This window comes from Nocardioides immobilis (assembly GCF_003515065.1).
GTDB lineage: Bacteria > Actinomycetota > Actinomycetes > Propionibacteriales > Nocardioidaceae > Nocardioides > Nocardioides immobilis.
In genome coordinates, this window is record NZ_QXGH01000031.1 from 20,429 (window position 1) to 41,228 (window position 20,800).

Genomic DNA, 20,800 nt, shown 5'->3' on the forward strand with positions numbered 1-20,800 from the left:
ACCATCCTCGCAGGTAGGTCAGCCGACCTGCGGGATGGTGATGGCCTGCGCGCGGTTGGCCGCACACACGACCGCACGCAGCGAGGCGGTGACGATGTTGTGGTGGATGCCGATGCCCCAGACGATCTCGCCGGAGATCTCGCACTCGACGTACGCCGCCGCGACCGCGTCGCCGCCTGACGAGAGCGCGTGCTCGGCGTAGTCGAGCACCCGGATGTCCGCGCCCGCCTGCCGCATGCCGTCGACGAACGCGGCGACCGGACCGTTGCCGAGGCCGGAGATGACCCGCTCCTCGCCGCGGACGACGAGGTGCACCTGCTGCTCGTCGTCGCCCTCGGCGTCGGTCACGGAGGTCCAGCTCGCCAGGGAGTACGGCTCGTCACGGTGGAGGTACTCGGCCTGGAAGATCGACCAGATCTCCTCCGGCGTCACCTCGCCGCCCTGGGAGTCGGTGTGCTCCTGGATGACCCGGCTGAACTCGATCTGCGCGCGGCGCGGCAGGTCGAGGCTGTGCTCGGCCTTGAGGACGTAGGCGACGCCGCCCTTGCCGGACTGGCTGTTGACCCTGATCACGGCCTCGTAGGTACGGCCGACGTCCTTCGGGTCGATCGGGAGGTACGGCGCCTCCCAGGGGATCTCGCGCACGGAGATACCCTGCTCGGCGGCCCGCTTGTCGAGGTCCTCCAGGCCCTTCTTGATCGCGTCCTGGTGCGAGCCCGAGAACGCGGTGTAGACGAGGTCGCCGGCGTAGGGGTGGCGCGGGTGGACCGGCAGCTGGGTGCAGTACTCGACCGTGCGCCGGATCTCGTCGATGCCCCCACTGCCCGCGAGGTTCACCTGCGGGTCGATCCCCTGGCTGAACAGGTTCATCGCCAGCGTGACCAGGTCGACGTTGCCGGTGCGTTCGCCGTGGCCGAACAGGCAGCCCTCGACCCGGTCGGCACCGGCCATCAGCGCCAGCTCGGTCGCCGCGACCGCCGTACCCCTGTCGTTGTGGGGGTGCAGGCTGATCGCGGTGACGTCGCGCCGGGTCAGGCCGCGCCCGAAGTACTCGATCTGGTCGGCGTAGGTGTTGGGCGTCGACATCTCGACGGTCGCCGGCAGGTTGAGGATGATCTCGCGCCCGGGCTCCGGCTGCCACACGTCCGAGACCCGCTCACACACCTCCAACGCGAAGTCGGTCGGCGTCTGGGTGAAGATCTCGGGGCTGTACTGGTAGCCGAAGTCGGTGTCGGCGAGCAGGTGCTCGGCGTGCTTCATCACCCACTCGGTGCCGCGGGTCGCGATCGCGATGCACTCGGCCTCGGTCACGTTGAAGACCACGCGCTGGAAGAGCGGCGCGGTGGCGTTGTAGAGGTGCACGGTCGCCTTGTCGGCGCCGACCAGCGACTCGACGGTGCGCTCGATGAGGTCCTCGCGGGCCTGGGTCAGCACCGAGATCCGTACGTCGTCGGGGATCTTGTCGCCCTCGACGAGCTGGCGCACGAAGTCGAAGTCGGTCTGGCTCGCGGACGGGAAGCCGACCTCGATCTCCTTGTAGCCCATCCGGACCAGGAGGTCGAACATCTTCATCTTGCGGGCCGGGCTCATCGGGTCGATGAGCGCCTGGTTGCCGTCGCGCAGGTCGGTGGAGAGCCACCGTGGCGCCGCGGTGATCTTCTGGTCCGGCCAGGTCCGGTCAGGGACGGTGACGGGCTCGAACGGGGTGTAGCGGTGGATCGGCATGCCGCTGGGCTGTTGCGGCGGAATGGTGGTCATGGCTTCCTCGGCTGAGTTTTCGAAGGGGCGCCGGTCGCGCACGACACTCCGCAGCGAGGGGGTCCGGCTTCAGACCTCGCTGCGGCAACGAAGAAGCAGTGCACGCATCATGACGATCCTCAGGTTAGCATCCGACGACGAGGTGCGGATCGGGGGACACGGCCTGATCGGGTCGATAACGTTCCGGCCCATGGCCCGGGAAAAAGACAGCGGAGTGACCGAGGTTCGGTTCCATCACAGCGACTCGCTGCCCGCCGTGCTCGGGCAGGCCGAGTGCTCGCTGCTGGTCTCGACGTACCAGGCCGGACAGCTGGTGGCCGTCGGAGTCAGCGAGGAGAGGGTCAACTTCTCCTTCCACCGGTTCGACCAGGCGATGGGCGTGGCGGTCGGAGCGGACCAGGTCGCGGTGGGAGCACGGGGCCAGGTGTGGTTCCTGCGTGAGCACTCCGAGATCGCGCCGCAGCTGGAGCCCAAGGGTCGCCACGACCGCTGCCTCCTCGCACGCTCATCCACGGTGACCGGCGGCATCCAGGGCCACGAGCTGGCCTGGGGCGCGCCCGGCGGTGCAGACAACGAGCGCCCGCTGTGGATCGTCAACACCCTCTTCTCCTGCTTGGCGACGATCCACCCCGACTACAACTTCGTGCCCCAGTGGCGGCCACCCTTCATCTCCGAGCTCGCCGCCGAGGATCGCTGCCACCTCAACGGGATGGCGATGCGGGACGGGGCCCCCGCGTTCGTGACGGTGATGGCGCGCACCAACGAGACGGGCGGGTGGCGGAAGCTGCCCAAGAACAGCGGTGCCGTGCTCGACGTCGCCACGGGCGAGCCGGTCACGACCGGCCTGACGATGCCCCACTCCCCCCGCTGGCACGACGGGAGCCTGTTCGTGCTCAACTCGGGCCTCGGCCGGCTCGAGCGCGTCGACCCGTCGAACGGTTCCCGCGAGGTGGTCGCGCTCCTGCCCGGCTACGCGCGCGGGCTCGCGTTCCACCGCGGCCTCGCGTTCGTCGGGCTGTCGCGGATCCGCGAGACCGCCGTCTTCGGCGAGGTGCCGATCGCCGAGTTCCACGACCAGCTCAAGTGCGGCGTCGGCGTGATCGACATGAGCACCGGCGCGACCGTGGCGACACTGGAGTTCGCCACCGGTGTCGAGGAGATCTTCGACGTACAGGCCGTGCCGCAGGCGCGGTGCCTCGCGCTCGGCGGCTCGGTGGGCGACGGCGACGAGGTCTGGGTCGTCCCCGCTCCCGGGTAGGCCGATAACGTGGGCGGATGGCCCGGCTTCTCGTCGTCCACCACTCCCCCACCCGCTCGACACAGGCGTTGCTGGAGGCCGCCCTGGCGGGCGCGGGCGACGACGCGATCGAGGGGGTGGAGGTCGTCGTACGGCCGGCGCTGGAGGCGACGGCGGACGACGTACTCGCCGCCGACGGCTACCTGCTCGGCTCTCCGGTCAACTTCGGCTACATGAGCGGGGCACTCAAGCACTTCTTCGACACGACGTTCCTCGCTGTCGGCGGCGCGCTCGACCCGAGCGGCGGCGCGGACGAATCCGAGGGTCGGACGAAGGGCCGGCCGTACGGGCTGTGGATGCATGGGCGGTACGACCTCACCGGCGGCGTCCGCGCGGTCCAGTCGATCGTCGGCGCCCTCGGCTGGAAGCAGTCGTACGACGTGCTCGCCGTGCTCGGCGAGGTGGGCGAGGATGAGCGATCGGCTGCCTACGAGCTGGGCGCTACGATCGCCGCACTGCTCAGCAACTGACACGAGGGGGAGATCGGCGATGACGCACGTCCGCGCCCTCCTCGCCCTGCTTGCGGCCCTGGTGGTGCTGACGGCCTGCGCGACCGAACCGCAGGGTGAGAACGTCGATCCCGACCAGGTGGACTCGACCGAGCTCCCCGAGGTGGGGGCCTGCCGGGTCCTGACACCGGACGACGTCCAGCAGGTGCCCGCCAACGCGACCCGCACCGTCGACTGCGCCGACAAGCACACCGCCGAGACGTTCGCCGTCGGTGAGCTCCCGGACGAGTTCGACGACGTCGACTACGACGACGAGGCCCTGGGCGAGTACGCCTACCGGACCTGCACCAAGAAGTTCGAGAAGTTCCTCGGCGCCGCCGACGAGAGCCTGGTGCTCCGCGCGATCGTCAGCTGGGCGTGGTTCCGGCCGTCGGAGAAGGCGTGGGACGACGGGGCGCGCTGGTACCGCTGCGACGCGGTGGGCGGCACCGCATCGAGCGACGAGTACCGGCCGCTGCCGCCGACGGTGAAGGGACTCCTGCTCGGCCGCCCCGACGACCGTTGGCTGGTGTGCGCGGTCGGCGACACGGTCGCGGACGGCGAGAAGGTGCCCTGCTCCCAGGACCACGACTGGCGCGCCGTGACCACGATCAAGCTCGGCGAGCCCGAGGACCGCTACCCCGGCGACGAGGTCGTCGCGAGCCGCAGCAAGGCGTTCTGCGCCAACTCGATCAAGGCCTGGCTCAACTATCCCGCCCGCTTCGAGTACGGCTTCACGATCTTCCACGAGGCCGAGTGGCAGGGGGGCAACCGGCGCTCCGTCTGCTGGGCGAAGACGAGTGAGTGACCTCGGCGTACGCCGGCGTGCGGTGTCGGTGCTGCTGTCGGCCCTTGTCGCCGTGACGGTCGCGGGTTGCGCGGGCGACGACAAGGAGCCGTCGGCCTCTCGTCCGACGCATCCGACTCCCCCGCCGACGGCCGCACCGCCACCCCAGGCACCGGCCGAGGGCGCCTGCTACCGCCTGACCTTCCGCCAGGCCCTCGCGCCGACGAGCGCCGCCCGGCCGATCCCCTGCGCCGACCCGCACACGTCGGAGACCTATGCCGTCGGCACCCTCGACACCGTGGTCGACGGCCATCTGCTCGCGGTCGACTCCCAGCGGGTCCAGAAGCAGGTCGCCGAGGCCTGCCCGGCTGCGCTCACCCGCTTCCTCGGCGGCGACCAGGCCGCCCTGCGGCTCAGCATGTTCCGGCCGGTCTGGTTCACGCCGACCCTGGCGCAGTCCGACCGCGGCGCTGACTGGTACCGCTGCGACGTCGTGATCGTCGCCGGCGACGAGGAGCTGGCCGAGCCCGACGGTGGTCTCAAGGGCGCGCTCGACAAGGACGCGGTCCGGGACCGCTACGCCATGTGCGGGACCGCAGCCCCTGACGACCCGGACTTCGAGCGGGTGATCTGCGGCGTCGAGCACACGTGGCGGGCGATCCAGGTGGTGCCCTACCCGGCCGGCAGGTACCCGGGCGTGCCGGCGGTCCGCGACCGGCTCGAGTCGCCCTGCGAGGACGCCGGGCTCGACGTGGCCGAGGACCCCCTGGACTACCGGTGGGGCTACGAGTACCCCACCAAGGAGCAGTGGGACATGGGTCAGACCTGGGGCCTCTGCTGGGCCCCCGACTAGCCCCTAGAAGCCAAGCTTCCGGAGCTGGCGGGGATCGCGCTGCCAGTCCTTGGCGACCTTGACGCGCAGGTCGAGGTAGACCGGGGTGCCGAGCAGCGACTCGATCTGCTTCCGGGCCACCGTGCCGACCTCCCGGAGCCGGGAGCCGCGGTGCCCGATGACGATGCCCTTCTGGGAGTCGCGCTCGACGTACAGGTTGGCGTGGATGTCGAGGAGCGGCTTGTCGTCGGGCCGGCCCTCGCGCAGGCCCATCTCCTCGACCACCACGGCGATCGAGTGCGGCAGCTCGTCGCGGACGCCGTCGAGAGCGGCCTCGCGGATCAGCTCGGCCGCGAGCACCTCCTCGGGCGCATCGGTGAGGTCGCCGTCGGGGTAGAGCGCAGGTCCTTCGGGCATCAGCCCGACGAGAAGCTCGGCGAGCAGGTCGATCTGACCCGCGCTGCCGCCGGTGACCGAGGAGACCGGCACGATCTCGGCCCACTCGGTGCCGGTCGTGCGGCCGAGCTCGGCGATGTCCAGCAGGTGCTGTCCGATCCGCTCGGGGCTGGCGAGGTCGGTCTTGGTGGCGATCGCGATCTTGGTCGTACGGCGAACCTTGGCGAGCTCGTTGACGAGGAACGTGTCGCCCGGGCCGATCTTCTCGTCGCTCGGGAAGCACACCGCGACGACGTCGACCTCGGACCAGGTCGACGTCACCAGGTCGTTGAGCCTCTCCCCCAGCAGGGTGCGCGGCTTGTGCAGCCCCGGCGTGTCGACCAGCACCAGCTGGCCGTCCGCACGGTGCACGATCCCGCGGACGACCGTGCGGGTCGTCTGTGGCTTGTCGGACGTGATGACGATCTTCTGGCCCACCAGGGCGTTGGTGAGCGTCGACTTGCCGGCGTTGGGGCGGCCGACGAAGCAGGCGAAGCCGCTGCGGAAGCCCTCGGTCGCGGTGAAGGTCGCCGGGGCCGGTGCCGGCAGGCCGGCGAAGTCCTCGTCGAGCTCGTCAACATCATCGACGTCGTCGAACTCCTCCACGGCGTCATCGGGGTGATCGAACTCGCGGTTCATTGCTGCACCTGCTCCTGTGAGGCTCGGTCGTAGTCGGCCCAGATCTCGTCGTCCGACTTCCCGGCCGCCTTGCCGGCGCGCCAGATCGGGCCCGGGTCGACGGGTCGGGGCTGCCGGGCCACGACCGCGCGCCAGTAGCCCATCACGTCGTACGCCGTCGACGGCAATCGCCGCTCGCGCATGAGGAACTTCCGGATGGCGCGCATCTGTGCCGACTCACCGGCCATCCAGAAGTAGCCGTCCCCTTCGGGCCAGTCGATCTCCTCGACCACGGCCGCCAGCCGGCTGGTGCCGTCGTCCGGCAGGGTCAGCCAGGTGGTGTCGGCGCTGTCGGGCAGGCAGCGGCCGAGGTCCTCGGGCAGGTCCGGGATCTCCGCCCAGATCCGGGTCGGCACCGCAGCCGCGTGGGTCTCGGCGATCCGGGCCATCGCCGGCAGCGCGGTCAGGTCGCCGACCAGCAGCAGCCAGGCGGCATCGTCGGGCATCGCGAACGAGCCCTTCGGCTCCGTGATCGTGACCTGGTCGCCGACGCAGTCGCCGCTCGCCCACTCGGTGACCAGCCCGACGTCGTGGACGACGACGTCGAGGACCAGCTCGGCTCGGTCCCAGGACCGGACCGTGTAGTAGCGGCTCTGGAACTGGCCGGGCACCACCAGCCCGACCCACTCGTCCGGGATGCCGGTCGACGGGAAGTCCGCCAGCCCGGGACCGCCGAGGGTGAGCCGCACCAGGTGGGTCGACAGCTGCTCGCGCCGGAGCACGTCGGCGACGTACTGCTGGGCGCGGGTGCTCACCCGCCCAGGCTATCGAGTGGCGTTGACGACCGCGGTGTAGGTACGGCGAGCCGCGTCCGGCACCAGGAACAGCGACCGCCGTCGAGCCTCGAAGTGACTACCAGGTGGGCCGCAGCGGGAACCCGTTGCTGCCGTCGTCACCCACCTTGGCCGCCAGGATGTGGTGCAGCTGGATCTCGTTGCGCTCGAAGGCGAGCCGGGACGCCGCCATGTAGAGGCCCCACACGCGACAGGTGTTCTCGCCGACCTCGGCGACGCACTCGTCCCAGTGCTCGGCGAGGTTCGCACACCAGCCGGCCAGCGTCCGCGCGTAGTGGAACCGGATGTTCTCGACGTCGTGGACCTCGAGACCGGCGTCGTGCACCGCACTCACCAACCGACCCGGCGCGGCGAGCTCGCCGTCGGGGAACACGTAGCGGTCGATGAACTCTCCGGTCCGCGTCGACTGCTGGTTGTTGGCCCGGGTGATGCAGTGGTTGAGCAGGCGGGCCTCGGGCTTGAGCTTGTCCTTGAGGAACCCGAAGTACGACGGATAGTTGCGCACGCCGATGTGCTCGGTCAGCCCGATCGAGCTGACGGCGTCGAAGTCCCCCTCCTCGACCAGCCGGTAGTCGAGGTGGCGCACCTCGGCCAGGTCGTCGAGCCCCTGGCGCTTGATCTCCTGCTGCGCCCATTCGGCCTGCTGGCGCGACAGGGTCACCCCGAGCGCCTTCACGCCGTACTCCTTGGCGGCGTGGCGAACCATCCCACCCCAGCCGCAGCCGACGTCGAGCAGCCGTTGACCGGACCGGAGGTCGAGCTTCCGGGCGACGAGGTCGTACTTGGCGGCCTGCGCCTCCTCCAGAGTTGCGGCCTCATGGGGGAAGACCGCGCAGGTGTAGGTCATCGACGGCCCGAGGACCAGCTCGTAGAACCGGTTGGACACGTCGTAGTGGTGGCTGATCGCCTCGGCGTCGCGGCGCAGGCTGTGGCGGACACCCTCGAAGACGCGGCGGGCCCGGGACGGCGCCTCCTCCGGCGGAGGGGGCGGGGGCACCAGATGGTTCACGCCGAGCGAGCGCACCAGGTTGACCAGCTCCGACGGTGTCGGCCGACGGAACTTGATGCCGGTCTTGAGCACCACGAGGGCGTCGTAGGGGTCGCCCGGGTGAGCGCCGGACAGCTGGAGGTCGCCGGAGACGTAGGCCCGGCCGAGTCCGAGATCGGGGTCGGGCGAGCTCATCAGGTAGCTCAGACCGCGCTCGGTGGCGATGTGGAACCGGTACGGCGCGTCCTCGGGGCCGGCCGCGCTGCCGTCGTAGGCCGTGACGCGCAATGGTACGGGCTCCCTCAGCAGAGACTCGAACGCCTCCGCGATCGTGAGCTTTGCCAAAAATGGGCGCTGGGTCAGGGTCTGAGACATCAACGGCTCCTCACAGCCTTGTCGTAGAGAGTGGTCAACCGGTCGTCGGGGTCGTAGCGCCGTTTCACCGCTGCCAGCGCCGGCCCGTTGTAGAGCCGGTCGAACGTGTCGGCGTCGTAGAACGCCTCGGAGTAGAGGCTCTTGTGCCCGCCGAGCTCGTGCACCTTCGCCTCGATCGCCCGGTTCTTCGGGGCCTGCGCCGCGTCGGGACCGACGTGGACGGTGCCCCAGAAGCCGACGTTGACGTACGTCGACCCCGGCTCGAGCGGGTAGGCGGTCCATGCCCGGTGAGCAACCAGCGGGCACAGCCAGACGGGGCGCATCCCGATCTCGGCGTCGAACCAGTCGAGGAACTCGGCCAGCCGGTCGACCGGCACCTCGATGTCCTGCACCACCCGCTCGCGCAGCGGCCGGCCGGCGCGGCGGTCGAGCCGGTCGGCGATGGCGAACTGACGGTCGAGCTTGAGCAGCCTCATGTAGACGTCCGAGCGACGCCGGCTGGCCGGCCAGAGCCGGCGGACGAGCGGGTGCTGGGCGCCGAAGGCGCCGGAGCACCAGAACCAGTCGGTGTCCCAGCGCCACAGGTAGTCATAGATCGTCAGCAGGTCGGTCTGCCGCTGCTGGATCGAGCGGTAGTAGACCTTTTGGCCGGTGTAATCGGAGACCTGGGTCTCGATACCACCGGAGGGGTCGTCGGTCCAGCGCGCGAGGGTGAGGTAGTACTCGCCCGGCGCGAACGCGACCCCGTCGAGGCCGTCGACGGGCCGGCCGTCGTGCTCCTTGGTCTGGGTGATCTCCTCGATCGACTTGGCGAGCAGGCCGGGGTCGTCGAACCGCACGTGCCGGAGCGCGACGTACGGCGCCACCCGCTCGAGGGCGATCCGCAACCGCGTGGCGTAGCCGAGACTGCCGTAGGAGTTGGGGAACGCGTCGAAGAGCTCGTCGCCAGGCCCGACCGTGACCACCTCGCCGGCACCGGTGAAGATGTCCATCTCGAGGACCGACTCGTGCGGGAGCCCGTTGCGGAAGCTCGTCGACTCGATGCCGAGCCCGGTGACCGCGCCGCCGAGGGTGATCGTCCGCAGCTGCGGGACGACCTGGGGCATCAGCCCGTGCGGGAGGGTCGCGTCGACCAGGTCCTCGTAGGTGCACATCCCCTGCACGTCGGCCGTGGGCGGGCCGTCCGCCGGATCCGGGTCGACCGCGATGACGCCGGTCAGGCCGCTGACGTCGAGCCCCGGCGCGCTGCTGGCGGCGCGCGCGCGGAACAGGTTGGTGGTCTGCTTCGCCAACCGGACCGGTTCACCCGGCGGAATGGCTGTGTAGGAGGTCCCGAGCCGATCGACGGCCCGCACGTGTTCTTCCCAGGCACGGTCTGCCACACGTCGAAACTACCGCGCGCCGGTGACAACACGCCTCCCGTTTACGCGACATTTGTTGCGACAGCATGTCGCCGTACTGCTGGGGATCGGTACAGGCAAAGAGTTCCAGGAAACCGCTGTCACGGTGCCGATGGCGTGTCAGGATCCCTAACCGTGCGCCGACTCCCCCATGGACTCGACAGCTCCGCGTTCCTGCTCGCGGTCTCTGCTCCCGTGGCTTCCGGCGCCGCCGCGGCGGGCCCGCCCCTCTGAGAGGGGCGGGTCGCCGCCACTTCCGCCTGGGCGGGCGGGTCAGACCGTGATGGTCGAGGCGATCGCGCCCCGCGAGTCACCGAGATGTACGACGACGCCGTCGGCGCCGCTGAAGTCGCTCAGCGGCGCGCGGTCGAGCGAGGCCAGCTCGCCCGACTCCCCCAGCACGACGATGGCGTCGATCCCTGCCGACCCGGACGCGACGGCCATCGCGATGCAGGCCTGCACCGCGGAGATCTGGAGACTCGGGAGATCCACCGTCGCTGCGGCGTAGGTCCGGCCGTCCGTGTCGCGCGCCGCAGCTCCCTCGGCCGCACCGATGCGCGCGCGGGTGGCGCGGGCGAGGGTGACGAGCTTCTTGTCCTCGGCGGAGATCTCAGCCATGCCGACCATTATCGGCGTGGTCTCGGGACGGTCGCTGCGCGGCCTCCTCGACCAGCCCGGCCTCGGCCGGCTCCAGCCGCCGGATCCGCACCGTGCCGACCTTGTTGCGGCGGCCGGCAGCCTGCTCGGCCTCGAACCGGAGCCCGTGGCACTCGACGGCAGAGCCGGGGATCGGAACCTTGCCGAGGTGCTTGGCCATCAGGCCGCCGATCGAGTCGACGTCCTCCTCCTCGACGTCGAACCCGAAGATCTCGTCGAGGTCGTCGATCGGGTAGCGCGAGGACACCCGCACCTCCCCGTGGGCGAGGTGCTCGACATCGACGGCCTCCTCGTCGTACTCGTCGGTGATCTCACCGACGATCTCCTCGAGCAGGTCCTCGATGGTGATCAGGCCGGCGGTGCCGCCGTACTCATCGACGACGACGGCGATGTGCTGACGGCGGGCCTGCATCTCGCGCAGCAGGTCGTCGACCGGCTTGGAGTCCGGGACCCAGAGGACCGGGCGCATGATCTCCTCGACCCGCTGGGTGAGCTCGACGTCGGGAGCCTCGAAGTCGCGGCGGACGACGTCCTTGAGGTAGGCGAAGCCGTGGACGTCGTCGAGGTTCTCGCCGATCACGGGGACCCGCGAGAAGCCGGAGCGGAGGAAGAGCGAGAGGGTCTGCCGCAGGTTCTTGTAGGTCTCGATGTAGACGACGTCGCCGCGCGGCACCATCACCTCGCGCACCGTGGTGTCGCCGAGCTCGAAGACGGAGTGGATCATCTTCCGTTCCTCGGACTCGATCACCGCCGATGCCTCGGCGATGTCGACCAGCTCGCGCAGCTCTGTCTCCGTCGAGAACGGACCCTCGCGGAAGCCGCGGCCCGGCGTGATCGCATTGCCGATCATGATCAGCAGCTTGGGGAACGGCCCCAGGATCCGGGTCAGCGCCCACAGCGGCAACGCGGACCACAACGCGACCAGGTCGGCGTGCTGCCGGCCGAGGGTGCGCGGAGCGACGCCGACCACCACGAACGACACCACGAGCATCGCGCCGACCGCGATCCCGACCCGGGCCCAGAAGGACTGGTCGACGAAGTGGTCCGTGATCAGGACCGCGACCAGCACGATCGCGGCGATCTCACAGAGCATCCGGACGAAGAGGGCGGTGTTGAGGTACGGCGGCGCGTCATCGAGTACGACGACCAGCCGCTTCGCGCCCGGACGCCGCTCGCTCTCCAGCTCGCCCGCTCGGGCGCGCGAGAACCCGCCGAGCGCGGCTTCCGCCGCAGCGAAGAGCCCCGCCAGCACGACGAGGATCGCCGCGATCACGAGCAACCACAGGTCGCCGGCCGCCATGGGTGTGTCCGCTCAGCCGGCCTGGGACGAACCGGGCGCAGCGCCGTCGCTCCACTGGGCGAGCAGCTGGTCCTGCAGCCCGAACATCTCCCGGTGCTCCTCCGGCTCCGCGTGGTCGTAGCCGAGGAGGTGGAGGATGCCGTGGACGGTCAGCAGCTCGAGCTCGGCGACGGTGCCGTGGCCGGCCGCCTCGCCCTGCCGTTCTGCGACCACCGGGCACAGCACCAGGTCGCCGAGGACACCCTCCTCGGGCTCCTCGGTCACCAGCCCCGGCCGCAGCTCGTCCATCGGGAACGCGAGCACGTCGGTCGGGCCGTCCTTCTCCATCCACTGCGCGTTGAGCTGCGCGATGGTCGGCTCGTCGACGGCCTTGATGCAGAGCTCGGCGAGCGGGTGCACGCGCATCTGGTCCATCACGAACCGGCTCAACCGCGCCAGGTGCTTCACGTCGACGCCGGTGCCGGACTCGTCGAGGACCTCGATGCTCACGAGAGCATTGTCATCCATCGCGGCGCTTCGGTCGCGCGACAGGTCCCGGGTGGACCTGCTCGGCGCGGGCGTCGTAGACGTCGTAGGCCTCGACGATGCGTCCGACCAGCTTGTGGCGCACGACGTCGTGCGCGGTCAGCCGGATGAAGGTCAGGTCGTCGACCCCGTCGAGGATGTCTTCGACGATCCGCAGCCCGGACGTGGTGCCCGACGGCAGGTCGACCTGGGTCACGTCACCGGTGACCACGATCTTGGACCCGAACCCCAGCCGGGTGAGGAACATCTTCATCTGCTCGGGCGTGGTGTTCTGCGCCTCGTCGAGCACGATGAACGAGTCGTTCAGCGACCGGCCCCGCAGGTAGGCGAGCGGGGCCACCTCGATGGTCCCGGCGGCGAGCAGCTTCGGGATCGACTCCGGGTCGATCATGTCGTGGAGCGCGTCGTACAACGGCCGCAGGTAGGGGTCGATCTTCTCACTGAGCGTGCCGGGCAGGAAGCCGAGCTTCTCCCCCGCCTCGACCGCCGGCCGCGACAGGATGATCCGGTTGACCTGCTTGGACTGGAGGGCCTGCACCGCCTTCGCCATCGCCAGGTAGGTCTTGCCGGTGCCGGCGGGGCCGATGCCGAACGTGATGGTGTGCTTGTCGATCGCCTCGACGTAGCGCTTCTGGTTGACGGTCTTCGGGCGGATCGACCGGCCGCGGTTGCTCAGGATGTTGAGCGAGAGCACGTCGGCAGGACGCTCGGTCGTCTCGGCGCGGAGCATGCCGATCACCCGCTCGACGGTCTCGGGCGTCACGCCCTGACCGGTGCGGAGGATCGCGACCAGCTCCTCGAGGAGCCGTTCCGCGAGCGCGACCTCGCCGGGGTCGCCGTGGAACGTGATCCGGTTGCCGCGCACGTGGATCTCGCAGCCGAAGCTTTGCTCGATCATGCCGAGATGCTCGTCACCGGGACCGAGCAGGCTGACCATGTCGATGCTGTTGGGCACCACGACGGTGTGACGGATCTGGTGCGTCGATGTGTTGGTCATCCAAGCCCTTAGCTGGGCTTCCTTTCCGGTACGGCGACAGGGTGTCCCTCATGTTACGCCGCTTCAACGCACAGGCCGACTGTGTTTAGTCCCGGTACGGTCCCGCGGGTGTTCGTCCAGGGCGCGTACCGTGTGCGCATGACGCACCAGGACGAGTACGACGAGGAGCGGGTCGAGCCCGCGCCCGACGCCGAGCCGTCCTGGTTCCCCGGCAACCACCTGCCGGAGGACGCCCGGAAGCTCGGGCTCACCCACCACGTGCCGGACGGCGCGCTGCTGGAGTTCGCCGGCTCGCTCGACGGAGCCAAGCCCTACCACCGGATCACGGCCTGGGTGCTGCTCGTCGTGTTCGGGCTGCCGGTGCTCTTCGCCCTGATGCGGCTCCTGCAGGCGCTCTAGCCCGGCGGCCAGGTCATCGGGCGACCGCCCAGCACGTGCAGGTGCGCGTGGAAGACGGTCTGGTGCGCGGCGGCGCCGGTGTTGAGCACCATCCGGTAGCCCCCGTCGTCTCCGTCGATCCCCTCCTGCGCGGCGATCTCGCGCGCCGCGTCGAACAGGTGCACCGCCGTTGCCGGCTCCGCCTCCGCGAGCGCTGCCGCGTTCGGGTAGTGGCTGCGCGGGATCACCAGGACATGGGTCGGCGCCTGCGGGTTGAGGTCCCGGAAGGCGACCGTCGTCTCCGACTCGTGAACGATCGTCGCCGGGATGTCGCCCGCGGCGATCTTGCAGAACAGGCAGTCCGGATCAGACGGTGCTGGATCAGACGGTGCTGGATCAGTGGGAGAGGTCACACCCCCACCTTCCCAAATCGGGGCGCGCCGACGTCAACCCGGTCCGCGGGGAGCGCGTGGAACTAGCGTGACCGCTTATGCAGCGACTACCGGGATCGCGCCGCACCCGACCTGGGGCGTCGGCGTGAACGAGGCATCCCCGGACGCGACCGATGCCAGGGCGGACGCCGATGCGGCGATCGAGGCGCTCTACCTCGCGCACTGGAACCAGCTGGTGCGGCTGTCCGTGCTCCTCGTGCACGACCAGGGCATGGCCGAGGAGATCGTCCAGGACGCGCTGGTCGCCGTGCACCAGAAGTGGGACCGACTGGCCGACCACCACAAGGCGCTGGCCTACCTCCGCCAGGCGGTCGTCAACCGCTCGCGCTCGGCGCTGCGGCACCGGGGTGTCGTGACCCGCTACCTCGCGCGGCAGCAGGGGCCCGACGTGGCACCCGGTGCCGACCAGCCCGTGCTGGGTGACAGCCGGCGACGGATGGTGCTCGACGCCCTGCAACAGCTCCCCCGGCGCCAGCGCGAGGTGCTGGCGTTGCGCTACTACCTCGACCTGTCCGAGGCGGAGATCGCCGAGACCCTCGGCATCAGCCGCGGCGCGGTCAAGAGCCACGCATCCCGCGGCTCCGCGACCCTGCGACCCATCCTCGAAGGACTCGGCCCGGACCTGAGGACCGACCAATGAACGGCAAGGACATGCATCCCAACGATTCGGGCAACGACGACCTGCGGGCCGTCTTCCACGACGCGGTCTCCGACGTCGAGCCCCGCGACCGGCTCGCGGAGGTACGACGCCGCACCCGCGCGCGCCGTACGACGAAGGCCCGGTGGGCTCCTGTGCTCGTCGGTGCCGGCGCCGTCGCCGCGACCGTGGTCGCAGCGACCTTCGTCGTGGGCGGGCTCGGCGACGACGACCGGGACGACGAGCCACCCGTCGCGGGCGGCCCGACGAGCGAGGAGTCGACGGTTCCGACGACGTCTGCGGCCGGCCTGTACTTCGTCGGGGAGACCGGCACCGGTCTGCGGCTGTTCCGCGAGTTCCAAGCGGTCACGCCGACCAGCGACCCGGCCGAGAAGGTGCTCTTCGCGCTGCAGCGGCTGGCTTCCGACCTCGGTCCGAAGGACCACGGCTACCGCACGCTGTGGCCGGAGGACTCGTTCACCGCGGTGGAGGTCGAGGACGACCGGATCGTCGTGGAGCTCGGGACCGAGGCGGCACTCCAGCCGACGGACCCCACGGGAGCCGCCTACCTCGGAGTGCAGCAGGCGGTCTACACCGCCGAAGCCGCGCTGGGCGAGAGGCTCCCTGTTGCCTTCGAGCAGGGCGGCGAGCCGGCGCGTGAGGTGCTCGGGCTCCGCGTCGGAGCACAGGTGGATCGCGACACGTCGTTCGGGATCACCGCTCCGGTCAACATCACCGACCCCTCCGAAGGCCTCCTCGTCGAGGACGGCACCCTGAGCGCCAACGGCACCATGTCGACGAACGTCCGGCGGGTCGAGTGGACCCTGTCCCTCGGCGGCGACGTCGTCGACCAGGGCGAGGCCACGCACATCGACATCGAGGGCCCCGACGCCCGGGCGACGCTCGGCGCGCCCGGCTGGGAGACCAGCGAGATCGACCTGAGCGGCTTGGCACCGGGCCAGTACGTCTTCACCGTCACCGGTCTCGACGTCGGACAGACGTCGGACACCCCCAGTGAATTCAGCGACACGCGGACGATCACGGTCCGCTGACCATCCACCACCGAGAGGATCGAACCATGAAGCGCCACGCCTTCCCCCTCGCCATCACCGCAGTAGTCACTGCCCTCGTCCTCTCGGGCTGCGGCGACGACGAACCGTCCAACATCGCCGACGACCCGGCCTCCACGCCGGAGTCGGAGACGTCCGACGCATCGCCGACCGACGCGACGACCCCACCCACCGACGCGCCGACCGAGTCCGAGACGACCGGCGGCACGACCGAGACGGTCACCGTCCCGGTCTACTTCGTCGGTGACACCCCACGCGGGCCGCGCCTGTTCGCGGAGCAGCGCGAGGTCGAGGCCGACAACCCGCTGGAGGAGGCAGCCGCGCTGATGGTCGCCGGTGACGCGGCGGACCCGGACTACCGCACGCTGTTCCCCGAGGGCGGCGGCTTCGAGAGCATCGAGTACGACGGCGAGAAGTTCGCCGTCACCCTCCGCGACGACGCGTGGAACACGCCCGCCCCCGGGATGACCGAGGCCGAGGCGAAGCTCGCCGTGCAGCAGCTCGTCTACACGCTGCAGGGAGTGGAGGGCGCCGAGGTGCCGATCGTGGTCCTGCCGTCGGGCATGCTCTTCGGCGACGCCCCAGTGGTCGGCGCGGCCGACGAGCTGTCGACCCGGGCACTCGTCAACGTGCTCTCCCCCGCGGAGGGTGCGACGGTCACCGACACGTTCACCGCGAGCGGCGAGGCCAGCTCGTTCGAGGCGACGGTGCCGTGGCAGGTCCGCGACGAAGCGGGCGAGACCGTGCTCGAGGGCTTCTCCACGGCCGAGGGCTACATCGACGGCCTCTACCCGTGGCAGGCCGAGGTCGACGTCAGCGAGCTCGCGCCCGGCACCTACACGTTCGTGGCCATGACCGACGACCCGTCGGGTGGCGCCGAGGGTGGCGAGCCGACCGAGGACACCAAGACGATCGTGGTCGAGTAGCGGAGAACACCGCGGGACTGGCGGTCGACGCGGGTCAATGATGGTGGGTTTCCGTGATTCGCGCGGAAGCTGCACCTTCTACCGTCGATCCATCCACTCCCGACCACTGATCGGCTCCGAACCATGACCGACGAGGAACCCCGACCCGCGGCCCACGAGGGCCTCCCCGTGCCCATCCAGCTCCCCCAGCAGCACTACCAGCCGTACGTCGCTCCGCCGGCACCGTACGGCTACCGCCCGGCCATGCCGTACGGCCAGGTCCCGGCGGCGCCGTACGGCATCGATCCGCTGACCGGCCTGCCCTGGTCGGACAAGTCCAAGGTCACCGCGGGCGTGCTGCAGATCTTCCTGCCCATCGGGATCGGCAGGTTCTACATGGGGCAGCCTGGGTTGGGGGTCGCCCAGCTCCTGGTCGCAGTGTTCACCTGCGGGATCGGCATGTGGTGGTCCGCCATCGACGGCATCGTGATCCTCTCCGGCCATCCCCGGGACGGCAGGGGGCTGCCGCTGAAGCCCGCCTGAGCACGCGGTGGCGCTCGGTCAGTGGGTCCGCAGGTAGGCCAGTACGGCCCGGGCCTGAGCCCGCGCGCCGGCGGAGTTGGGGTGCGCGGGCACGCCGATTGCCAGGTCGTTGACGGACGGTCCGAACGCCTCGGCGTACCGCACCCTGGGTCCCTTGCACATGTCGTGGCCGATGGTCGGGGTGTAGGTGTCGACCAGCTCCGCACCGCCCCGGCGGGCTGCCCGCGCGACCATCGCGTTGAGCCTGAGGAACGTGTCGTAGAGGTAGGCCATGTCCTTGGTGGTGACCGGCACCAGCGGCCAGCAGCCGCGCTGGGGCACCGCGGCGAGGTAGTTGACCGCCAGGATCCGGGCCTCCGGGGACAGCTGGTGGATCCGTCGGAAAGCGCGCACGAGCTTGATCTCGGACTCGGCAATCGCGACTGCGAGCCGGTCGACGCCACCCGCGGTGAAGTAGCTCTTGCAGCCTCCCACCGGCAGCGTCGAGGTCGAGATCAGTGGCAGCGGAAGCTCCGGCAGCGGGAGCAGGTCCATCGGGATCGTCTCGATGGGCAGCAGGCTGATGCAGGCGAGGGCCGCGCCCGCGATGCCGGCGTCGTTGCCGCCGATGCCCACGGTCACGAGGTCGGTGGTGGGCGTCAGTCGGTCGTACTGCGGCGGGTTGGTGCCGCCGAGCGGCAGTGCCTGCGCCCCCGCGAAGTGCTCTGTCGTGGCCGAACCGCAGGTAGCGTCGCGAAGCACCGGGATGCCGAGCTCGTTGGCCACCAGCTTGGGGTAGTTCACGCGGGACTGGGCGCAGTCGATCGGGACATGGGTCGTGTCCGGCAGCCCGTTGCCGTCGAGGAAGACGACGTCGGCGGACCAGGAATCCCCGAGGGCGACGTATTCGTCGAAGCGTGGCGCCGCGACGGACGCGCTGTCGGGCTCGCTCCTGTCGGCCAGTGCCGGCGTGGACGGGAGGCCGACGAGGGTGGCGATGACCGCCACCGACGCCACGATCCGGATGCGCATGCCCTCATCAACGCCCGAAGCGCCTCCAGGTCACACGACCTACTCAGGGCAGCTCCCTCGGCGCCTCGAACTCGAGGTGGTGCCGGAGCTGCTCCAGGCCGGCCACCAGGTGGCGGCCGGCGATGCTGCGGGCGAGGAGCTCGGCGAAGCGGCCCATCACCAGGCCGCCCAGCTCGACCGTCATCGCCATCGTCACCTCAGCGCCGTCGGGATGCTCGGTCACCTCGACCTGCATCGAGTGGCGGGTGCCGCGGACGGAATGCCAGCGCAGGGTCGGCGCGGCGCTGACGACGTGGACCCGCCCGCCCACGTGGATCGCGCCGATGTCGAGGAACATGTCCCACTCCTCGGCGCCGTCGACGCCGGGGCCGATGAACTCGAACCGCCCGAGACCGGCGACGAGCGGTAGCAGCACCCCGGGATCGGTCGCGGTCTTGGCGACCTCCTCGAGCGGACGTCGTACGACGATCGACTCGGTCGCGGTCGTCGCCATCAGCCCAGCACCGGGAGGATCGTGCGCGCCGCGAGCGACGAAAGGGCGACCTGCATCGCGGACGTGACGTAGTCGTAGGCGTCGTCCCAGTCGGGCTCGTCGCCGTACCTCTCCTGCAGGTCGATCGGCGGCAGCACCTGCATCCGGATCTTCGCGGGGAACGGGAGGTGCGGGAGACCGCCCGGCAGCAGGCCCCACGGGATGCTCAACGTGAGCGGGACGGACTTGATGCGGAGGAACCTGTCGAAGCCGAGCAGCTGCGCCGTCTTCCGGCCGTCGTTGAGGATGAGGACCGTCTCCTGGCCGCCGGTCGCGACCACGGGGACGATCTTGACGCCGGCGTCGTGCGCGAGCTTGAGGAAGCCCATACGGCCGTCGAAGACGATCCGGTTGCGGTCGCGGGTCGGCCGCAGCGCCTCGACATCACCGCCGGGATAGACGAGCACGTTCGCGCCCTGCGCCAGCACCTCGCGGGCCCGGTGCGGGCCGGCCTTGACCATGCCGAACTTGCGGGCCAGGTCACCGATCAGCGGGGTGTCGGTGATGACCCGGTGCGCGAGGCCGATCACCGGGCGGCCCTCGACGGTGAAGTAGGTGTTGTAGGCCAGCAGGAACAGCCAGGTGTCGGGGACGCTCGCTCCCCCGCTGTGGTTGCCGACGAAGAGCACCGGCTCGTCGGGGACGTGCTCGAACCCGTCGACCTCGGCGCGGAAGTACAGCTCGAACGCGAGCCAGAGCCGCGGAAGGATCCGGCGGATGTACTCCGGGTCGCGCCCCTCGATCCCGTCCGGCACCCGGTGCAGCGACGGAAGGCGAACCAGCGCCATGGCACCCCCTTCTCCGCCAGTGACTAACTGTCTGTGCCGAACACTAGTGTCCTTGCACATGCGATTGACCCGCCAGCGCCTCAACCGCACGCTGCTGCTGCGTCAGCACCTCCTCGAGCGGGTCGCGATGTCGCCCGAGGAGATGGTGCGCCACCTGGTCGGCCTCCAGGCCCAGGAGAACCTGCCGCCGTACCTCTCGCTCGCCGCCCGGCTGACCGGCCTCGACCCGCACAACGTGAGCGCGCTCCTGGAGCAGCGGCGCCTGGTGCGGCTGCTGACCATGCGCGGCACCATCCACCTGTTGACGCCCGACGACGCCGCGGAGCTCCGGCCGTGGGTCGCACCGCGGATCGAGCAGGAGATCCGGGTGAGCCAGTCGATCGGCGACGCCCGGGAGATCGCGCGGCCGGAGGCCGAGGCCGCGCTGCGCGAGGTGCTGGCCGACGGGCCGCTGCCGCAGAAGGACATCGGCCTGCGGCTCGCGGAGCGGTTCTCCTACCCCGCGACCCAGCTCGGCCAGCTGGCCCGCTCCATCGCACCACTCGCCCAGCTGCCGCCGCGCGGTTGCTGGAAGTCGTCGGGCGGCGTCGTCTACGACTACGTCGACCGCTGGACAGGGGTGCCGATGGCCGAGCCGGACGTGCCCGCGCTGGTGCGGCGCTACCTGCGCGCGTTCGGGCCCGCGACCGCCGCCGACGTCACCGCCTGGTCCGCGGTGACCCGGCTCGGGCCGGTGCTCAAGGGCATGGACGACCTCGTGCAGCACGAGGACGAGGACGGCCGGGTGCTCTACGACGTCGACGGGGCGCCGATCGCCGACGAGGACGCCCCCGCGCCGGTGCGACTGCTCGGCACCTACGACAACGTGTGGCTCTCGCACGCCGCCCGCGACCGGGTCACCGACGCCGAGGCCCGGAGGTCGTGGATGGGCACCAACGGCGGCATCGGCAACACCGTCTTCGCCGGCGGGTGGCTCGCCGGCATCTGGCGCGTCGAGGACGACCGGGTCCGGATCGACCGGCTGCACCGGGACCTCACGAAGCGCGAGCAGGCCGAGCTCGACGAGGAGATCGCGCGCACCGAGGCCTTGCTCGCCTCGTAGCCCCACCCGCCTCATCCGTCACATCACCCGGCCAGAACTGGCGCTTGTCGGCCGTTGCATTGGCCGACAAG

The 20,800-nt window shown here is 70.4% G+C and carries 23 protein-coding genes; 10 read left to right on the top strand and 13 right to left on the bottom strand.

Annotated features, from left to right (window positions below; all coding sequences use genetic code 11):
* Positions 1-18 precede the first annotated feature (18 nt).
* Positions 19-1,758, bottom strand: coding sequence for a 2-isopropylmalate synthase (gene leuA, locus D0Z08_RS23725; RefSeq protein ID WP_118927761.1), 1,740 nt, complete (start codon positions 1,756-1,758; stop codon positions 19-21).
* A gap of 109 nt (positions 1,759-1,867) precedes the next feature.
* Between leuA and D0Z08_RS23730 the strand changes: the two genes are divergently transcribed.
* The 4 genes from D0Z08_RS23730 to D0Z08_RS23745 are packed head-to-tail and all read left to right on the top strand — an operon-like array spanning position 1,868 to position 5,183.
* On the top strand, positions 1,868-3,016 hold the full coding sequence (locus tag D0Z08_RS23730; RefSeq protein WP_245994367.1) for a TIGR03032 family protein: 1,149 nt from the start codon (positions 1,868-1,870) through the stop codon (positions 3,014-3,016).
* A gap of 17 nt (positions 3,017-3,033) precedes the next feature.
* Complete coding sequence (locus D0Z08_RS23735) at positions 3,034-3,525, top strand: flavodoxin family protein (protein ID WP_118927763.1); 492 nt, start codon at positions 3,034-3,036, stop codon at positions 3,523-3,525.
* 19 nt (positions 3,526-3,544) lie between these two features.
* The gene (locus tag D0Z08_RS23740) at positions 3,545-4,351 is read left to right on the top strand and encodes a septum formation family protein (protein ID WP_118927764.1); all 807 of its coding nucleotides are present in this window, start codon (positions 3,545-3,547) and stop codon (positions 4,349-4,351) included.
* A complete protein-coding gene (locus D0Z08_RS23745) occupies positions 4,344-5,183 on the top strand; it encodes a septum formation family protein (RefSeq protein ID WP_182481459.1) in 840 nt (279 codons plus the stop codon). The genes D0Z08_RS23740 and D0Z08_RS23745 overlap by 8 nt, the downstream gene beginning before the upstream one ends.
* A 3-nt stretch (positions 5,184-5,186) precedes the next feature.
* On the opposite strand, the gene era is transcribed toward D0Z08_RS23745, so the two are convergent.
* The 8 genes from era to D0Z08_RS23785 form a co-directional block, all read right to left on the bottom strand.
* Positions 5,187-6,236 carry a GTPase Era gene (gene era / locus D0Z08_RS23750; protein ID WP_118927766.1) on the bottom strand — a complete coding sequence of 350 codons (1,050 nt, stop codon included), beginning with the start codon at positions 6,234-6,236 and terminating at the stop codon, positions 5,187-5,189.
* Positions 6,233-7,030 carry a siderophore-interacting protein gene (locus D0Z08_RS23755; RefSeq protein ID WP_118927767.1) on the bottom strand — a complete coding sequence of 266 codons (798 nt, stop codon included), beginning with the start codon at positions 7,028-7,030 and terminating at the stop codon, positions 6,233-6,235. Before D0Z08_RS23755 ends, era begins: the two co-directional genes overlap by 4 nt.
* Positions 7,031-7,127: 97 nt before the next feature.
* Positions 7,128-8,432: an SAM-dependent methyltransferase gene (locus D0Z08_RS23760; protein ID WP_118927768.1), complete on the bottom strand. Its 1,305-nt coding sequence runs from the start codon at positions 8,430-8,432 to the stop codon at positions 7,128-7,130.
* Positions 8,432-9,814, bottom strand: a complete 1,383-nt coding sequence (locus tag D0Z08_RS23765) for an FAD-binding oxidoreductase (protein WP_118927769.1) — start codon at positions 9,812-9,814, stop codon at positions 8,432-8,434. The genes D0Z08_RS23760 and D0Z08_RS23765 overlap by 1 nt, the downstream gene beginning before the upstream one ends.
* 291 nt (positions 9,815-10,105) lie before the next feature.
* A complete protein-coding gene (locus D0Z08_RS23770; protein ID WP_118927841.1) occupies positions 10,106-10,450 on the bottom strand; it encodes a cytidine/deoxycytidylate deaminase family protein in 345 nt (114 codons plus the stop codon).
* Positions 10,443-11,789, bottom strand: a complete 1,347-nt coding sequence (locus D0Z08_RS23775; protein WP_118927770.1) for a hemolysin family protein — start codon at positions 11,787-11,789, stop codon at positions 10,443-10,445. Before D0Z08_RS23775 ends, D0Z08_RS23770 begins: the two co-directional genes overlap by 8 nt.
* A 12-nt stretch (positions 11,790-11,801) precedes the next feature.
* Complete coding sequence (gene ybeY, locus D0Z08_RS23780) at positions 11,802-12,278, bottom strand: rRNA maturation RNase YbeY (RefSeq protein ID WP_118927771.1); 477 nt, start codon at positions 12,276-12,278, stop codon at positions 11,802-11,804.
* Positions 12,279-12,288: 10 nt separating this feature from the next.
* The gene (locus tag D0Z08_RS23785; RefSeq protein ID WP_118927772.1) at positions 12,289-13,311 is read right to left on the bottom strand and encodes a PhoH family protein; all 1,023 of its coding nucleotides are present in this window, start codon (positions 13,309-13,311) and stop codon (positions 12,289-12,291) included.
* A 138-nt stretch (positions 13,312-13,449) separates the two neighbouring features.
* Here D0Z08_RS23785 and D0Z08_RS23790 point away from each other — a divergent pair, with 138 nt between their 5' ends.
* Positions 13,450-13,710, top strand: coding sequence for a hypothetical protein (locus tag D0Z08_RS23790; protein ID WP_147381525.1), 261 nt, complete (start codon positions 13,450-13,452; stop codon positions 13,708-13,710).
* Here the strand turns inward: D0Z08_RS23790 and D0Z08_RS23795 are convergent.
* Positions 13,707-14,102: a histidine triad nucleotide-binding protein gene (locus tag D0Z08_RS23795; RefSeq protein ID WP_118927774.1), complete on the bottom strand. Its 396-nt coding sequence runs from the start codon at positions 14,100-14,102 to the stop codon at positions 13,707-13,709. The genes D0Z08_RS23790 and D0Z08_RS23795 overlap by 4 nt on opposite strands.
* 67 nt (positions 14,103-14,169) lie before the next feature.
* Here D0Z08_RS23795 and D0Z08_RS23800 point away from each other — a divergent pair, with 67 nt between their 5' ends.
* The 4 genes from D0Z08_RS23800 (at position 14,170) to D0Z08_RS23815 (ending at position 17,296) form a co-directional block, all read left to right on the top strand.
* A complete protein-coding gene (locus tag D0Z08_RS23800) occupies positions 14,170-14,781 on the top strand; it encodes a SigE family RNA polymerase sigma factor (RefSeq protein ID WP_245994369.1) in 612 nt (203 codons plus the stop codon).
* The gene (locus tag D0Z08_RS23805) at positions 14,778-15,830 is read left to right on the top strand and encodes a GerMN domain-containing protein (protein ID WP_118927776.1); all 1,053 of its coding nucleotides are present in this window, start codon (positions 14,778-14,780) and stop codon (positions 15,828-15,830) included. Before D0Z08_RS23800 ends, D0Z08_RS23805 begins: the two co-directional genes overlap by 4 nt.
* Before the next feature lie 26 nt (positions 15,831-15,856).
* Positions 15,857-16,774 (top strand): Gmad2 immunoglobulin-like domain-containing protein, encoded by a 918-nt coding sequence (locus D0Z08_RS23810; protein ID WP_118927777.1) that lies wholly within the window; start codon positions 15,857-15,859, stop codon positions 16,772-16,774.
* 123 nt (positions 16,775-16,897) lie between these two features.
* On the top strand, positions 16,898-17,296 hold the full coding sequence (locus D0Z08_RS23815; RefSeq protein WP_118927778.1) for a TM2 domain-containing protein: 399 nt from the start codon (positions 16,898-16,900) through the stop codon (positions 17,294-17,296).
* 18 nt (positions 17,297-17,314) lie between these two features.
* Here the strand turns inward: D0Z08_RS23815 and D0Z08_RS23820 are convergent, their stop codons facing one another.
* Genes D0Z08_RS23820 through D0Z08_RS23830 form a run of 3 tightly spaced genes read right to left on the bottom strand, consistent with a single transcriptional unit; the run spans position 17,315 to position 19,627 of the window.
* On the bottom strand, positions 17,315-18,307 hold the full coding sequence (locus D0Z08_RS23820) for an SGNH/GDSL hydrolase family protein (protein WP_118927779.1): 993 nt from the start codon (positions 18,305-18,307) through the stop codon (positions 17,315-17,317).
* A gap of 43 nt (positions 18,308-18,350) precedes the next feature.
* Positions 18,351-18,800 carry an SRPBCC family protein gene (locus tag D0Z08_RS23825; RefSeq protein ID WP_118927780.1) on the bottom strand — a complete coding sequence of 150 codons (450 nt, stop codon included), beginning with the start codon at positions 18,798-18,800 and terminating at the stop codon, positions 18,351-18,353.
* Positions 18,800-19,627, bottom strand: a complete 828-nt coding sequence (locus tag D0Z08_RS23830) for a 1-acyl-sn-glycerol-3-phosphate acyltransferase (RefSeq protein ID WP_118927781.1) — start codon at positions 19,625-19,627, stop codon at positions 18,800-18,802. The genes D0Z08_RS23825 and D0Z08_RS23830 overlap by 1 nt, the downstream gene beginning before the upstream one ends.
* 58 nt (positions 19,628-19,685) lie before the next feature.
* On the opposite strand from D0Z08_RS23830, the gene D0Z08_RS23835 reads away from it, so the two are divergent.
* Complete coding sequence (locus D0Z08_RS23835) at positions 19,686-20,729, top strand: winged helix DNA-binding domain-containing protein (RefSeq protein WP_182481460.1); 1,044 nt, start codon at positions 19,686-19,688, stop codon at positions 20,727-20,729.
* Positions 20,730-20,800 lie beyond the last annotated feature (71 nt).

Coding starts and splice junctions, on each gene's coding strand:
- leuA (WP_118927761.1), bottom strand. CDS start 1,758: ATGACCACCATTCCGCCGCAACAGCCCAGCGGCATGCCGATCCACCGC.
- D0Z08_RS23730 (WP_245994367.1), top strand. CDS start 1,868: ATGACGATCCTCAGGTTAGCATCCGACGACGAGGTGCGGATCGGGGGA.
- D0Z08_RS23735 (WP_118927763.1), top strand. CDS start 3,034: ATGGCCCGGCTTCTCGTCGTCCACCACTCCCCCACCCGCTCGACACAG.
- D0Z08_RS23740 (WP_118927764.1), top strand. CDS start 3,545: ATGACGCACGTCCGCGCCCTCCTCGCCCTGCTTGCGGCCCTGGTGGTG.
- era (WP_118927766.1), bottom strand. CDS start 6,236: ATGAACCGCGAGTTCGATCACCCCGATGACGCCGTGGAGGAGTTCGAC.
- D0Z08_RS23760 (WP_118927768.1), bottom strand. CDS start 8,432: ATGTCTCAGACCCTGACCCAGCGCCCATTTTTGGCAAAGCTCACGATC.
- D0Z08_RS23770 (WP_118927841.1), bottom strand. CDS start 10,450: ATGGCTGAGATCTCCGCCGAGGACAAGAAGCTCGTCACCCTCGCCCGC.
- D0Z08_RS23775 (WP_118927770.1), bottom strand. CDS start 11,789: ATGGCGGCCGGCGACCTGTGGTTGCTCGTGATCGCGGCGATCCTCGTC.
- D0Z08_RS23785 (WP_118927772.1), bottom strand. CDS start 13,311: ATGACCAACACATCGACGCACCAGATCCGTCACACCGTCGTGGTGCCC.
- D0Z08_RS23790 (WP_147381525.1), top strand. CDS start 13,450: ATGACGCACCAGGACGAGTACGACGAGGAGCGGGTCGAGCCCGCGCCC.
- D0Z08_RS23805 (WP_118927776.1), top strand. CDS start 14,778: ATGAACGGCAAGGACATGCATCCCAACGATTCGGGCAACGACGACCTG.
- D0Z08_RS23810 (WP_118927777.1), top strand. CDS start 15,857: ATGAAGCGCCACGCCTTCCCCCTCGCCATCACCGCAGTAGTCACTGCC.
- D0Z08_RS23815 (WP_118927778.1), top strand. CDS start 16,898: ATGACCGACGAGGAACCCCGACCCGCGGCCCACGAGGGCCTCCCCGTG.
- D0Z08_RS23820 (WP_118927779.1), bottom strand. CDS start 18,307: ATGCGCATCCGGATCGTGGCGTCGGTGGCGGTCATCGCCACCCTCGTC.
- D0Z08_RS23825 (WP_118927780.1), bottom strand. CDS start 18,800: ATGGCGACGACCGCGACCGAGTCGATCGTCGTACGACGTCCGCTCGAG.
- D0Z08_RS23830 (WP_118927781.1), bottom strand. CDS start 19,627: ATGGCGCTGGTTCGCCTTCCGTCGCTGCACCGGGTGCCGGACGGGATC.
- D0Z08_RS23835 (WP_182481460.1), top strand. CDS start 19,686: ATGCGATTGACCCGCCAGCGCCTCAACCGCACGCTGCTGCTGCGTCAG.